Genomic DNA, 12,084 nt, shown 5'->3' on the forward strand with positions numbered 1-12,084 from the left:
GTTGTTATGGCGCTTTCAATTGGAATCGTAGGACTACCCAATGTGGGCAAGTCCACCTTATTTACAGCACTTACCAACAAAGGTGGCTTGGCGGCAAATTATCCGTTTGCCACTATTGAGCCTAATGTTGGTGTAGTGCCGGTGCCCGATGACCGATTGGAAGCGCTTGCAGCTATTGATAATCCCGCTCGCATTGTGCCAGCTACGGTTGAATTTGTTGATATTGCAGGTTTGGTAGCTGGTGCAAGTCAGGGCGAGGGATTAGGCAATCAGTTTTTGGCTAACATTCGAGAAACCGATGCCATTGCTGAGGTTGTTCGCTTTTTTGGCGATCCTGATGTTACCCATGTGGCAGGTAAGGTTGACCCTCAATCTGATGTGGACACCATCAAAACCGAGCTCATTTTGGCTGATATGGCCACGCTTGAAAAAGCACTTCCGCGCCTTGAAAAAGAGGCAAAACGCGATAAGGCTGGCGTAAAAAAACTTGAAACGGCAAAAAAGGTTCTAGCTGGTCTTAATGAAGGGCATCGTGCACGCACACTTGATTTAGATGAAGATGAGCGCTTAGCCATTTATGATTTGCACCTGTTAACCATGAAGCCAATGCTTTATATCGCGAATGTAGATGAAGATGCGGTGGCTGGAGATCTCCCCGAGATTGACGGATGTGTACCTGTGCCAATATCTGCGAAGGTTGAGGCTGATATTGCTGAGCTTTCTGAATTGGATCCTGAGGAAGCTAAGGAGTATATGGAAGCGTTAGGGCTTTCGGATAGCGGTTTGGCGCGCCTGATCAAAGAGGCGTATCACCTGCTTGGCTTGCAAAGCTATTTCACGTCAGGAGAAACCGAAACGCGCGCTTGGACTATTCCAATTGGCGCGAAAGCGCCTCAAGCTGCAGGCGTAATTCATTCAGATTTTGAGCGCGGCTTCATCAAAGCGGAAACTGCATCGTTTGAAGACTATGTAGCACTCGGCGGCGAAAAGGGATGTCGTGATGCAGGCAAACTTCGCCAAGAAGGTAAAGAGTATGTGGTGCAAGATGGAGACGTCATGCACTTTAAATTCAACGTTTAGGTGGAATGAATATGAAACTTGCTCAGAACTTGGCTCCACTCGGATTTGGTTATATGCGTCTGCCGGAGTTTGAAGACGAAGCAGGCAATAAGGTGATTGATCTTGAAACCGTCAAGGCTATGACCGATGAGTTTATGAATGCCGGGTTTACCTACTTTGATACAGCCTGGACCTATCATGGTGGGCGTTCTGAGGTGGCGTTGCGTGAAGCACTCGTTGAACGCTATCCGCGCGATTCGTTTACCATTGCCACGAAAATGCCTGCTTGGGCGGCACATTCTACCGAAGAAGCTCATGCTATGTTTGATACATCTCTTGAGCGAACGGGAGCAGGGTATTTTGACTATTATCTGCTTCACCAGCTTGGGGGAGACTCAACGGTACTTTTTGATGAGTACGGTCTGTGGGATTTCGCGCTTGCTAAACGCGAAGCTGGTCTTATCAAGCATTTCGGGTTTTCATTTCATGGAACAGCTGAAGAGCTGCAAGATATTTTGGCGCTCCATGCCCAAGATGTTGAGTTTGTTCAGTTGCAAATCAATTATACCGACTGGGAAAACGATATTATCCAGTCGCGCAAATGCTATGAGATTGTGCGTTCATACGACTTGCCTGTCATTGTTATGGAGCCAGTTAAAGGTGGGTCATTAGTTAAGCTGCCGCCCGCCGCTGAGGCAATACTGAAAGAAGCTGATCCACATCAATCGCTTGCATCGTGGGCGTTGCGCTTTCCTGCCTCCTTGGAAGGTGTCATGGTTGTGCTGTCGGGCATGTCTACGCCTGAGCAGCTCCGAGAAAATATTCAAATTATGGCTGATGGCAAACCTCTTGATGCGAACGAGCTTGCAGCAATTGATGAAGTACGAGAGGTGCTCTCCTCTATAGAGACGGTTCCTTGTACGCATTGTGGCTACTGCCTGAAAGGTTGTCCGCAGCATATCCATATCCCTATTATCATGGATTCGTTGGATATTCTTGCCAAGTTTGATGATATGTATCGCGCTCAGGAAAACTATAACTGGAATGCGCCTAACGAAGCTTCAACCTGCATTGCTTGCGGTAATTGCGAAAGCCGTTGTCCGCAGCATATTGACATTATTTGTCAGCTTGAGCGTGCAGCTGAACTCTTTGAGTAGGGGAGCTTGGCACTGTGGCACAGTGTAGAGCGCAAGCAGAAGGTCAGCAGCTCGGCGTAGAAACACTAGAAGACTTTTTTGCGCGTACGCCGCGAATTGCGGTGGCGTTGTCAGGCGGTTGTGATTCAGCGTATTTGTTAGCTGCTGCAAAAAAGGCTGGCTGTGAAGTTTCGGCATATGCCATAAAAACCGCTTTTCAGCCTGAAAATGATTTGGCAGATGCTGCCGCACTTGCTCAAGCCTATGGTGCTCCTTTCACGGTTATAGAAAAAGAGATATTCACTTATAGCGATATTTGCGCAAATACTGACAAACGTTGTTATTACTGCAAGCGCATGATGTTTGAAGCAATTGTCTTAGCTGCTCAAAACGATGGGTTTGAAGTGGTTGTTGATGGGACGAATGCCTCTGATGATCCCGCGCGGCGTCCTGGTTTTCAGGCGTTGGCAGAGTGGGGAATACTTTCTCCCTTACGACGAGCTGGTCTAACCAAAGAAGACATACGAAGTGCTTCGCGAAAACTTGGACTTGCTACGGCTGACAAAAAGGATTTTTCTTGCTACGCCATTTACGCTCCGGCGCATCAGCCCCTTACCTGTGATGTGGTTGATGCTATCCGCTTGCGTTTTGAACGCTAAGTGTGGAGGGGTTGTGACCAAACGGCTCATAAAGGACCACCTCTCATAAAAATCTTGAAACCATAACTTTCTTTGCGTATAATTCTCGTTTGCGTCTGGTCTTTGATGGATACACCCGGACGCGTGGAATACCGGAGTCACGAGTTCCTAGCCTCCCCACGGCGCTCGGCGGCAATCGGATCCACGAAGGAGTTTGTGGGTGCTCGGTGTACGGAGAGGCGTGCGAGCGAGACCCAAAGAAAGGAAAGACATGGGAGTCAAACAGTACAAGCCGACCAGTCCCGGCAGACGCTTCCAGACGGTTTCAGACTTTGCTGAAATCACGACGGATCAGCCGGAAAAGTCACTGCTTGCGCCTTTACCCAAAAAGGCAGGCCGCAACAACAACGGCCGTATCACCACGCGTCATCAGGGCGGCGGCGTAAAGCGTCGTTATCGCATGATTGACTTCAAGCGTAACAAGGACGGCGTACCTGCAAAGGTTGCAACCATTGAGTACGACCCGAACCGTTCCGCTCGTATTGCTCTTCTGCACTATGTTGATGGTGAGAAGCGCTACATCCTGCATCCTAAGGGATTGTGCGTTGGTGACACCGTTGTAAGCGGTGTTGACGCTGACATCAAGCCCGGCAATGCATTGCCGCTGGCAAACATCCCTGTTGGTACGCTTGTTCATGCTATCGAGCTGCAGCCGGGCAAAGGCGCTGCAATTGCTCGTTCAGCTGGCACGAGCGTGCAGCTCATGGGTAAAGAAGGTAAATACGCAATCCTTCGCATGCCTTCTTCAGAAATGCGTCGCGTATTACTTACGTGTCGCGCTACGGTTGGAGAAGTTGGCAACGCCGAGCACTCCAACATTAAGATTGGTAAAGCAGGCCGCAACCGCATGATGGGTGTTCGTCCCTCTGTTCGTGGTACCGTCATGAACCCTGTTGACCATCCCCATGGTGGTGGCGAAGGCAAAAACAAATCTTCGGGTCGTCACCCGGTTACTCCGTGGGGTGTTCCCACCAAGGGTCATCGTACGCGTAATCCGAAGAAGGCCTCTAGCCGCTTGATCATCCGCCGTCGCAAGAAGTAGCGCAAAGCGTTAAGGAGTAATAGTGAGTAGAAGTTTAAAGAAGGGCCCTTACGTTGAGCCGCGCCTACTCGAGCGTATCGAGAAGCAAAATGCGGCAGGCGAAAAGGAAGTCGTTAAGACCTGGTCGCGCTCAAGCACCATCTTCCCGGAGATGGTAGGTCATACCATCGCTGTTCATGATGGTCGTAAGCACGTTCCGGTATATGTAACTGAGTCTATGGTCGGCCATAAGTTGGGCGAATTCGCTCCGACCCGTACCTTCAAGGGTCACTCTGCCGACAAGGGCAAGAGAAAGTAAAGGGGTGAATCATGGAAGCTAAAGCAGTAACTCGCCACGTCCGCGTTTCTCCCCGTAAGGCGCGTATCGTTATCGATCAAATTCGCGGTAAGTCCGTGCCTCAAGCTCGTGAGATTCTGCAATTTACCAATCGTGCAGTTGCTGAGGTTGTCGAAAAGACCCTCAACTCTGCCGTAGCAAATGCTGAAAACCAGCATCATGTACGTCCGGAAACGCTCGTGGTTAAGACGGCATTTGCCGACGAAGGCCCCACGCTCAAGCGCATCCGCCCGCGTGCAAAAGGTTCTGCGTCTCGCATTCGCAAGCGTACGAGCCACATTACTATTATTGTTGCACCGCGAGAGGAGGCATAGGGTTTCATGGGACAGAAAGTAAGCCCTACCGGATTCCGTCTTGGCATCACCGAAGACTGGCGCAGCCGCTGGTATTCTGACAAAGATTATGCCAAGAACCTTGAGAACGACTTGGCTATCAAGAAGTTCTTGAACAAGCAATTAGTCCGTGCCGCCGTTTCAAAGATTGAGATTGAGCGCGCTGGTGACAAAATCAAAGTCATCATTACCACCGCTCGTCCGGGTGTGGTAATTGGCAAGAAGGGTGCTGAGATCGACGCACTTCGCAAGAAGCTTGAGAAGATCGCTAATGGCCCGGTAAACATTGAGGTTATTGAGGTAAAGCGCCCTGAACTGGACGCTGAACTCATCGCTCAGTCAATTGCTGAGCAGCTGGAAGGTCGTGTAGCTTTCCGTCGCGCAATGCGCAAAGCTGTTCAGTCTGCTATGAAAAGTGGTGCACAGGGCATTCGTATTCAATGCTCTGGCCGCTTGGGTGGCGCTGAGATGAGCCGCCGCGAGTGGTATCGTGAAGGCCGTGTGCCGCTGCACACGCTGCGTGCAAAGATTGACTATGGCTTTGCAACTGCAGCTACTACGATGGGCTCCATCGGTGTGCAGGTATGGGTATATCATGGCGAAGTAATGCCTGGACAAAAGGCTCCCCAGCCAGCTTTGGAAGGCAGCGCTCGTCCGAAAGGTGCCCGTCGTAATGATCGTAATGAGAGGGGGCGCAAGTAATGCTCGTACCAAAGCGTGTAAAGCATCGTAAGGTGCAACGTGGTTCCATGAAGGGCAACGCTAAAGGCGGTACCAAGCTGAATTTCGGCGATTATGGTATCCAGGCGCTTGAACCCCATTGGATCACCAACCGCCAAATTGAGGCAGCTCGTATTGCTATGACTCGTTACATGAAGCGTGGTGGTAAAGTTTGGATCACCATCTTCCCGGACAAGCCCATCACGCAAAAACCTGCTGAAACTCGCATGGGTTCTGGTAAAGGTAACCCCGAGGCGTGGGTGGCAGTTGTAAAGCCCGGTCGCATCATGTTTGAAATTTCTGGTGTTGATGAAGCAACCGCTAAAGAAGCATTGCGTCTGGCTATCAACAAGCTGCCCATCAAGTGCAAGATCGTAACTCGTGAAACGGAAGGGCAGGAATAAATGAAAGCAGCAGAGATCCGTGAGCTGTCTGCCGATGACTTGCAGGCAAAACTCAAGGAAGCGCGTGCCGAGTTGTTCAATCTGCGCTTCCAGATGGCCACAAGCCAGCTTGATAACACTTCTCGTGTTAACCAAGTCAAAAAAGACATCGCTCGCATCCAGACCGAGATGCGTGCACGTGAGCTGAACGCTTAATGCTGACGCATAAGGAAGGTTGGATTATCAATGAGTGAAGAGCGTAATTCACGAAAGGTGCGTCAGGGCGTTGTAGTAAGTGCTACTAACGACAAGACGTGCGTCGTGCAAATCGAAGAGCGTAAGCCGCATCCGGTTTACAAGAAGATGATGACGACTACTAAGAAGTTGCATGCCCATGACGAGAACAACGAAGCTGGTGTGGGCGACACTGTACTGATTATGGAGACCCGTCCGCTGTCTAAGATGAAGCGCTGGCGTCTCACTGAGATCGTCGAGAAGGCCAAATAGTTAATTGAGCTTACGCTCATTAACTACCGAGATGAAAGTTAGGTTGAAGCAATGATTCAGATGCAAACCATGCTCGCGGTGGCCGATAACTCGGGCGCTCGCAAGGTGCAGTGCATCAAGGTTCTGGGCGGCTCTAAGCGCCGTTATGCAGGACTGGGTGATGTCATCATCTGCAGCGTCAAAGAGGCCATGCCGAATGGCAACGTGAAGAAAGGCGACGTTGTTCGCTGCGTGGTCGTGCGCGTGAAGAAAGAAGTTCGTCGCGCTGACGGAAGTTATATCCGTTTTGACCAAAACGCATGCGTTCTTATTGACGCAAATGGCGCTCCTCGCGGTACCCGTATCTTTGGTCCGGTTGCCCGCGAGCTGCGTGACAAGAAGTATATGAAGATCGTGTCCTTGGCACCGGAAACGCTCTAAGGAGGTGTCTTACATGAATAGCATGAACATCAAAAAGGGCGACACGGTGGTCGTATTGTCAGGCAAGGACAAAGGTAAAGAAGGCGTCGTGCTGCGTGCGCTTCCTCAAAAAGAGCGCGTAGTTGTTGAGAAGGTTAACGTAGTCAAGAAGGCTATGCGCCCCACTCAGCAAAATCCGCAAGGCGGCATCACTTCTATCGAGGCTCCCATTCACGTTTCAAACGTAATGCTGGTATGCCCCGAGTGCAAGAAGGCTTCTCGCGTATCAAAGCGTGTTAACGAAGCTGGCAAAAAGGTTCGCGTTTGCAAAAAGTGCGGCAAAGACATTGATAAATAAGTAAGAAGCTGCGCTGACAAGGGTCGGCGCAGCTTACTATGACCCCTGCCTTAAGAATAAGGTGAGGGACGCAGGGTCGGAAATCCTGCGTTTAATTCATCGAAAGGAACAAAACATGGCTCCTCGTTTGAAGGAAATGTACACAAACGAAATCGTTTCAAAGCTGGAAAAAGAGCTGAACATTGACAACATCAATCAAGTGCCTCGCTTGGAGAAGATTGTTGTTAACATGGGCGTTGGTGCCGCTGCATCAGATCACAAGCTGCTTGATTCTGCTATGAACGATATGCGTGTTATCACTGGCCAGCAGCCTTGCATTACCCGCGCAAAGAAATCTATTGCAGGTTTCCATGTACGCGAGGGTCAAGCAATCGGTTGTAAGGTAACCCTGCGCGGAGATCGCATGTGGGAGTTTTTGGATCGCTTGCTGGCAACTGCATTGCCGCGCGTTCGTGACTTCCGTGGCATCTCTCCGACCAGCTTCGATGGTCGCGGTAACTACACCTTAGGTATTACCGAGCAGCTCATCTTCCCGGAAGTTGACTATGATAAGGTAGATCGTACCCGTGGTATGGACATCACCTTTGTAACCACTGCACCTGATAATGAGCAAGCATTTGCGCTTTTGAGCGCTCTGGGCTTCCCGTTCAAGGATCGCGGTCAAGAATAACCATTCCCGATATTCGTTTAAGGGTGTATGATATACAGCCTGTGTTGAATATGGTGTTCAAGTTGCGCTCAACCGGATCGCAACTGGATATAAGAAAGAAGGAATTGCATGGCTAAGAAATCGATGGTCGCCAAGGCCAAGCGTGAGCCGAAGTTCTCGACGCGTCAGCACAATCGCTGCACTCGTTGCGGACGTCCGCGTGCGTACTACCGTAAGTTCGGTTTGTGCCGCGTGTGCTTACGCGAGTTGGCCAATAAAGGCGAGCTGCCCGGCGTTACTAAAGCATCTTGGTAGGGTCCAAAGCGCAGTAATGTACGGGTGTGCCACGATTCAGGCGCAGGTGCTATGGGCGCTTAGCGAACCGAATCGAGAGGCTCATCACGAACCAAAGGAGAAACAAACATGACCATGACCGACCCAATTGCAGATATGCTTACGCGTGTGCGTAATGCTAATTCTGCCGGCAAGGAGACGGTATCAATGCCGTCAAGCAAGAAACTTGTCGAAATTGCGCGCATCATGCGTGAAGAAGGTTATATCCAAGGCTATGACGTGATTGATGGCGAGCCGCGTGCTACGCTTGAGATCGTCTTGAAGTATGGCGAGAAGAAAGCTAAGACCATTCGTGGTATTAAGCGTATTTCTAAGCCAGGTCTTCGCATTTATGCGGGCAAAGATGAACTGCCCCGCGTACTTGGCGGCCTTGGTACTGCAGTTATTTCAACAAGCAAAGGCGTGATGACTGACCGCGACGCTCGCAAGATGGGCGTTGGTGGCGAAGTTATCGCTTATATCTGGTAGGAAAGGGAGGTTAGATATGTCTCGTATCGGTAAACATCCTGTCGCTATTCCTGCCGGAGTAGACGTAACTATTGATGGCAGCACGGTGACAGTAAAAGGTCCGAAGGGCGAATTGACGCGCACCTTCCCCTCGCTTATCACCATCAAGAAGGAGGGTGACGAAGTAATCGTTACTCGTCCGGATGATTCTCGTGAAGCAAAAAGCTTTCATGGTCTCGTGCGCACGCTGATCGCCAATATGGTTGAAGGCGTTTCGCAAGGCTTTTCTAAAAAGCTTCAACTCGTCGGCGTTGGCTATCGTGCCGCACTGAAGGGCAATGATCTTGAGATGCAGCTCGGTTATTCTCACCCTGTTTTGGTTGAGGCTCCTGAAGGAATCAAATTTGAGGTTCCGAGCCAGACCGAGATCGTCGTGACTGGTCCGAGCAAAGAGCAGGTTGGTCAAGTTGCAGCGAACATTCGCAAATGGCGTAAGCCTGAGCCGTACAAGGGCAAGGGTATTCGCTATGAAGGCGAGCATGTTCGTCGTAAGCTTGGCAAGGCTGCTAAGGGCGACTAAGCCAGACCGGAAACGATAGGATCGAAGGGAAAATCATGAAGAAGCTTCAAAAAAAGCAAGCTGCGTTGGCCCGTCGCCATCGTCGCGTACGCGGAAAGATTTCCGGTACGCCGGCTCGTCCGCGTCTGTGCGTGACCCGCAGCAATAAGAACATCTATGTGCAATTCGTCGACGACGTTGCTGGCAAGACCCTCTGTGGTGTGTCAACCTTAGGACCTGAGTTCAAGGCATTAGGCACCAGCGGCGCTACCGTGGAAGGTGCTGCAGCACTTGGCCAGATCGCTGGCAAAAAGGCTCAGGAATCCGGTATCACGGAAGTCGTATTTGATCGTGGCGGCAACCTGTATCATGGGCGCGTTAAGGCTTTGGCCGATGCTGCTCGTGAAGCAGGTCTGAAATTCTAGAAGGGGTTAAAGTCTTATGGCTCGTAACAACAAGCAAGACAACGCCGCGGTCCCTGAGCTTGAGGAACGCGTCGTTTACATCAATCGCGTATCTAAGGTTGTAAAGGGTGGTCGTCGTTTTGGTCTGACCGCACTGGTTGTCGTTGGTGACGGCAACGGCCGCGTAGGCGTTGGCATGGGCAAGTCTCAAGAAGTGCCGATTGCTATCAAGAAGGGCGTCGAAGACGCTAAGAAGAACATGTTCACGGTTCCGCTGACGGAAGAGAAGACCCTTCCGCACGAGATCGTTGGCGAGTTTGGTGCAGCCCGCGTGCTCATCAAGCCTGCTGCTCCTGGTACCGGCGTTATCGCTGGTGGCGCTGCTCGTGCAGTCATGGAGCTTGCTGGTGTTTCTGACGTTCTGACCAAGTCACTTGGTTCTGACAACGTGATGAACGTGGTTAAGGCTACTGCTGACGGCTTGAAGAACATGCAAAGCCCTGAGCAAGTTGCTGAGCGCCGTGGTTTGAGCGTTGGCGAAATCATGGGCTGGAAGGAGAAGAAATAATGGCTGAGGCGAAAAAGACCCTGCGCGTAACGCAGGTCAAAAGCTCCATCGGCTACAACAAGGATCAGGGCGCAACGCTTCGCGCACTTGGCCTTGGCAAAATTGGCCGTAGCGTTGAGCAGGTTGATAATGACTCCGTCCGTGGCATGCTCTTCAAGGTAAAGCATCTTGTTAAGGTGGAGGAAATTTAATCTAGCCATATTCTGAGCTGAGATTATTTTCAATTTGGTATAATGAGCGATTGTGCGTCCCTGTGGCGTGCAATCGCTTATTGTGATAGGAAGTTTGCTGGCGGCGAGCTGCCAGCGCCCGAGGAAAACTCGGACAAGCGAAAGGAACATTCATGGAAATCAAGGATCTTAAACCAGCTGAGGGTTCTCGTAAGGCGCGCAAGCGCTTGGGTCGTGGCCCTGCTTCAGGTACCGGCAAAACTGCTGGTCGTGGTATGAACGGCCAGAAGTCGCGTGCTGGTGGCGGCAAGGGTGCAGGCTTTGAGGGTGGTCAGACTCCTTTGGCACGTCGTCTGCCGAAGCTGCCTGGATTCACCAACCTCAACCGTGTTGAGTATATCCCGGTTAACGTAAAGCGTCTTGAGGAAGTATTTAGCGCAGGAGACGTTGTTGATGGTGCAAGCCTGAAGGCTAAGGGCGTCATCAAGCACGAGGATGCGCTCGTAAAGGTTTTGGGCGACGGTGAGCTCACCAAGGCCTTAACCGTTAAGGTTGACAAAGTGTCGGCTTCCGCTAAGAGCAAAATCGAAGCGGCTGGAGGAAAGGTCGAAGAGCCTTGCTAAGCTCCATTATTGATGCGTTTAAGGTACCTGAGCTTCGTAAAAAGATTCTTTTTACGTTGGGTATTTTGGCGCTCTATCGTCTCGGTGCATATATCCCGGTTCCAGGCATTCCGTTCAATCAATTCGCCTCATCGTTCCAAGACTCAGGCGTTTCGATGACTATGCTTGACCTGTTTACCGGTGGCGCGCTTTCCAACTTCTCGGTGTTCTCGCTCGGCATTATGCCCTACATTACTGCATCCATTATCATGCAGCTGATGCAAGGCGTTATTCCGGCAGTGGGACGCTGGGCAAAAGAGGGCGAGACTGGCCGTCGTAAGATCACGCAAATCACGCGTTATCTGACGCTTGGTTTGGGCTTGATCAATGCTGTTGGCTACCTGCTGCTGTTCCAGTCACCGCAATACGGCGTGGTGTTCTCAGACGCCATTCCGCATCTGGTGACGGATATCTTGGTGGTATTTACGCTCGTAGTTGGTACGGCGCTTATCATGTGGATGGGCGAACTTATCACGCAGCGCGGTATTGGTAATGGTATGTCGCTCATCATCTTTGTGAGCATCGTATCTCGCGTACCGTCTGCAATCTTCTCATCCATCAATCTGCAAGCAGACACCGGTATGGGCATTGCTATTACGCTGTTGATTCTCGTTGTTGTTCTGGCCTGCATTCCGGCCATCATCTTCATCGAGCGTGCTCAGCGTCGTATCCCGGTTAACTATGCAAAGCGTGTTCAGGGTCGCAAGATGATGGGTGGTCAGTCCACCTACATCCCGCTGAAGGTTAACGCTGCAGGCGTTATCCCGATCATCTTTGCAAGCTGCTTGATTTACTTCCCGGCTCAGTTGGCTGCATTGTTTAACGTTGAGTGGCTCACCAACGTAGCAAACGCCATCTCCACGGGTTGGATTAACTGGATCTTGTCAGTGCTTTTGATCGTCTTCTTCGCCTACTTCTATACCTCAATGGTATTTAATCCCGAAGAGACGGCTGATAACCTCCGCAAGCAGGGCGGCTTTATTCCGGGCGTTCGTCCGGGCTCAGCTACGGTAACCTACATCAAGAACGTGTTGCATCGCGTCACGCTTCCTGGTGGCATCTTTATCGCGCTGATTGCTGTTGTGCCGTCTATCATCTTCTTCTTCACCAACAACCAGCTGATTCAGGCGTTTGGTGGCACGTCAATCCTCATTATGATCGGCGTTGCGCTTGACACCATGAACAAGGTTGAGAGTCAGTTGAAGATGCACAACTACGACGGATTCTTCAAATAGAATCTAATATGGGTTATTAGAAATAATAATTACGTTTATACAAAATAGGGCGTTAGTTTAACTAG

General features: G+C 50.8%; 21 protein-coding genes. All 21 read left to right on the plus strand.

Features of this window, described 5'->3' with window-relative positions:
- Nucleotides 1–6: 6 nt before the first annotated feature.
- The 21 genes from ychF to secY all read left to right on the plus strand — a co-directional run bounded on the left by ychF (nt 7) and on the right by secY (nt 12,019).
- Nucleotides 7–1,080 (plus strand): redox-regulated ATPase YchF, encoded by a 1,074-nt coding sequence (gene ychF, locus NFR28_RS07480; protein ID WP_251179207.1) that lies wholly within the window; start codon nt 7–9, stop codon nt 1,078–1,080.
- An 11-nt stretch (nt 1,081–1,091) separates the two neighbouring features.
- Nucleotides 1,092–2,216 carry an aldo/keto reductase gene (locus tag NFR28_RS07485; protein WP_251179208.1) on the plus strand — a complete coding sequence of 375 codons (1,125 nt, stop codon included), beginning with the start codon at nt 1,092–1,094 and terminating at the stop codon, nt 2,214–2,216.
- 14 nt (nt 2,217–2,230) lie between these two features.
- Nucleotides 2,231–2,854, plus strand: a complete 624-nt coding sequence (larE, locus tag NFR28_RS07490) for an ATP-dependent sacrificial sulfur transferase LarE (RefSeq protein ID WP_251179209.1) — start codon at nt 2,231–2,233, stop codon at nt 2,852–2,854.
- A 250-nt stretch (nt 2,855–3,104) separates the two neighbouring features.
- Entirely contained in the window at nt 3,105–3,935 is an 831-nt protein-coding gene (gene rplB / locus NFR28_RS07495) for a 50S ribosomal protein L2 (protein WP_251179210.1), read from the plus strand.
- A 22-nt stretch (nt 3,936–3,957) separates the two neighbouring features.
- A complete protein-coding gene (gene rpsS / locus NFR28_RS07500) occupies nt 3,958–4,233 on the plus strand; it encodes a 30S ribosomal protein S19 (RefSeq protein WP_120360640.1) in 276 nt (91 codons plus the stop codon).
- Nucleotides 4,234–4,244: 11 nt separating this feature from the next.
- Entirely contained in the window at nt 4,245–4,586 is a 342-nt protein-coding gene (gene rplV, locus NFR28_RS07505; RefSeq protein ID WP_120360639.1) for a 50S ribosomal protein L22, read from the plus strand.
- 6 nt (nt 4,587–4,592) lie between these two features.
- Entirely contained in the window at nt 4,593–5,306 is a 714-nt protein-coding gene (rpsC, locus tag NFR28_RS07510; protein ID WP_120360638.1) for a 30S ribosomal protein S3, read from the plus strand.
- A complete protein-coding gene (rplP, locus tag NFR28_RS07515; protein ID WP_251179211.1) occupies nt 5,306–5,728 on the plus strand; it encodes a 50S ribosomal protein L16 in 423 nt (140 codons plus the stop codon). Before rpsC ends, rplP begins: the two co-directional genes overlap by 1 nt.
- Complete coding sequence (rpmC, locus tag NFR28_RS07520) at nt 5,729–5,923, plus strand: 50S ribosomal protein L29 (protein WP_120360636.1); 195 nt, start codon at nt 5,729–5,731, stop codon at nt 5,921–5,923. It abuts the gene before it with no gap.
- A gap of 30 nt (nt 5,924–5,953) precedes the next feature.
- Nucleotides 5,954–6,214: a 30S ribosomal protein S17 gene (gene rpsQ / locus NFR28_RS07525; RefSeq protein ID WP_251179212.1), complete on the plus strand. Its 261-nt coding sequence runs from the start codon at nt 5,954–5,956 to the stop codon at nt 6,212–6,214.
- Between the two features lie 51 nt (nt 6,215–6,265).
- Nucleotides 6,266–6,634: a 50S ribosomal protein L14 gene (gene rplN, locus NFR28_RS07530; protein ID WP_120360634.1), complete on the plus strand. Its 369-nt coding sequence runs from the start codon at nt 6,266–6,268 to the stop codon at nt 6,632–6,634.
- Nucleotides 6,635–6,647: 13 nt separating this feature from the next.
- Entirely contained in the window at nt 6,648–6,971 is a 324-nt protein-coding gene (rplX, locus tag NFR28_RS07535; protein WP_476723728.1) for a 50S ribosomal protein L24, read from the plus strand.
- Nucleotides 6,972–7,086: 115 nt separating this feature from the next.
- Nucleotides 7,087–7,641 carry a 50S ribosomal protein L5 gene (gene rplE / locus NFR28_RS07540; RefSeq protein WP_275556980.1) on the plus strand — a complete coding sequence of 185 codons (555 nt, stop codon included), beginning with the start codon at nt 7,087–7,089 and terminating at the stop codon, nt 7,639–7,641.
- A gap of 108 nt (nt 7,642–7,749) precedes the next feature.
- Nucleotides 7,750–7,935 (plus strand): type Z 30S ribosomal protein S14, encoded by a 186-nt coding sequence (locus NFR28_RS07545; protein WP_009306343.1) that lies wholly within the window; start codon nt 7,750–7,752, stop codon nt 7,933–7,935.
- Between the two features lie 108 nt (nt 7,936–8,043).
- Nucleotides 8,044–8,442, plus strand: a complete 399-nt coding sequence (gene rpsH / locus NFR28_RS07550; protein ID WP_120360631.1) for a 30S ribosomal protein S8 — start codon at nt 8,044–8,046, stop codon at nt 8,440–8,442.
- A gap of 16 nt (nt 8,443–8,458) precedes the next feature.
- The gene (rplF, locus tag NFR28_RS07555) at nt 8,459–9,001 is read left to right on the plus strand and encodes a 50S ribosomal protein L6 (RefSeq protein ID WP_120360630.1); all 543 of its coding nucleotides are present in this window, start codon (nt 8,459–8,461) and stop codon (nt 8,999–9,001) included.
- Between the two features lie 35 nt (nt 9,002–9,036).
- Nucleotides 9,037–9,405: a 50S ribosomal protein L18 gene (gene rplR, locus NFR28_RS07560; protein ID WP_120360629.1), complete on the plus strand. Its 369-nt coding sequence runs from the start codon at nt 9,037–9,039 to the stop codon at nt 9,403–9,405.
- A gap of 16 nt (nt 9,406–9,421) precedes the next feature.
- A complete protein-coding gene (gene rpsE, locus NFR28_RS07565) occupies nt 9,422–9,952 on the plus strand; it encodes a 30S ribosomal protein S5 (RefSeq protein WP_120360628.1) in 531 nt (176 codons plus the stop codon).
- A complete protein-coding gene (gene rpmD / locus NFR28_RS07570; protein WP_120360627.1) occupies nt 9,952–10,143 on the plus strand; it encodes a 50S ribosomal protein L30 in 192 nt (63 codons plus the stop codon). Before rpsE ends, rpmD begins: the two co-directional genes overlap by 1 nt.
- 152 nt (nt 10,144–10,295) lie before the next feature.
- A complete protein-coding gene (rplO, locus tag NFR28_RS07575) occupies nt 10,296–10,745 on the plus strand; it encodes a 50S ribosomal protein L15 (protein WP_120360626.1) in 450 nt (149 codons plus the stop codon).
- Nucleotides 10,739–12,019 carry a preprotein translocase subunit SecY gene (secY, locus tag NFR28_RS07580; protein ID WP_120360625.1) on the plus strand — a complete coding sequence of 427 codons (1,281 nt, stop codon included), beginning with the start codon at nt 10,739–10,741 and terminating at the stop codon, nt 12,017–12,019. The genes rplO and secY overlap by 7 nt, the downstream gene beginning before the upstream one ends.
- Nucleotides 12,020–12,084 lie beyond the last annotated feature (65 nt).

Source organism: Adlercreutzia agrestimuris (assembly GCF_943193125.1).
GTDB classification, from domain to species: Bacteria; Actinomycetota; Coriobacteriia; order Coriobacteriales; family Eggerthellaceae; genus Xiamenia; species Xiamenia agrestimuris.

Coding starts and splice junctions, on each gene's coding strand:
- rplB (WP_251179210.1), top strand. CDS start 3,105: ATGGGAGTCAAACAGTACAAGCCGACCAGTCCCGGCAGACGCTTCCAG.
- rpsC (WP_120360638.1), top strand. CDS start 4,593: ATGGGACAGAAAGTAAGCCCTACCGGATTCCGTCTTGGCATCACCGAA.
- rpsH (WP_120360631.1), top strand. CDS start 8,044: ATGACCATGACCGACCCAATTGCAGATATGCTTACGCGTGTGCGTAAT.
- rplX (WP_476723728.1), top strand. CDS start 6,648: ATGAATAGCATGAACATCAAAAAGGGCGACACGGTGGTCGTATTGTCA.
- rplF (WP_120360630.1), top strand. CDS start 8,459: ATGTCTCGTATCGGTAAACATCCTGTCGCTATTCCTGCCGGAGTAGAC.
- NFR28_RS07545 (WP_009306343.1), top strand. CDS start 7,750: ATGGCTAAGAAATCGATGGTCGCCAAGGCCAAGCGTGAGCCGAAGTTC.
- rplP (WP_251179211.1), top strand. CDS start 5,306: ATGCTCGTACCAAAGCGTGTAAAGCATCGTAAGGTGCAACGTGGTTCC.
- rpmD (WP_120360627.1), top strand. CDS start 9,952: ATGGCTGAGGCGAAAAAGACCCTGCGCGTAACGCAGGTCAAAAGCTCC.
- rplV (WP_120360639.1), top strand. CDS start 4,245: ATGGAAGCTAAAGCAGTAACTCGCCACGTCCGCGTTTCTCCCCGTAAG.
- rplO (WP_120360626.1), top strand. CDS start 10,296: ATGGAAATCAAGGATCTTAAACCAGCTGAGGGTTCTCGTAAGGCGCGC.
- rplN (WP_120360634.1), top strand. CDS start 6,266: ATGATTCAGATGCAAACCATGCTCGCGGTGGCCGATAACTCGGGCGCT.
- rplR (WP_120360629.1), top strand. CDS start 9,037: ATGAAGAAGCTTCAAAAAAAGCAAGCTGCGTTGGCCCGTCGCCATCGT.
- ychF (WP_251179207.1), top strand. CDS start 7: ATGGCGCTTTCAATTGGAATCGTAGGACTACCCAATGTGGGCAAGTCC.
- rpsE (WP_120360628.1), top strand. CDS start 9,422: ATGGCTCGTAACAACAAGCAAGACAACGCCGCGGTCCCTGAGCTTGAG.
- rplE (WP_275556980.1), top strand. CDS start 7,087: ATGGCTCCTCGTTTGAAGGAAATGTACACAAACGAAATCGTTTCAAAG.
- NFR28_RS07485 (WP_251179208.1), top strand. CDS start 1,092: ATGAAACTTGCTCAGAACTTGGCTCCACTCGGATTTGGTTATATGCGT.
- rpsQ (WP_251179212.1), top strand. CDS start 5,954: ATGAGTGAAGAGCGTAATTCACGAAAGGTGCGTCAGGGCGTTGTAGTA.
- rpmC (WP_120360636.1), top strand. CDS start 5,729: ATGAAAGCAGCAGAGATCCGTGAGCTGTCTGCCGATGACTTGCAGGCA.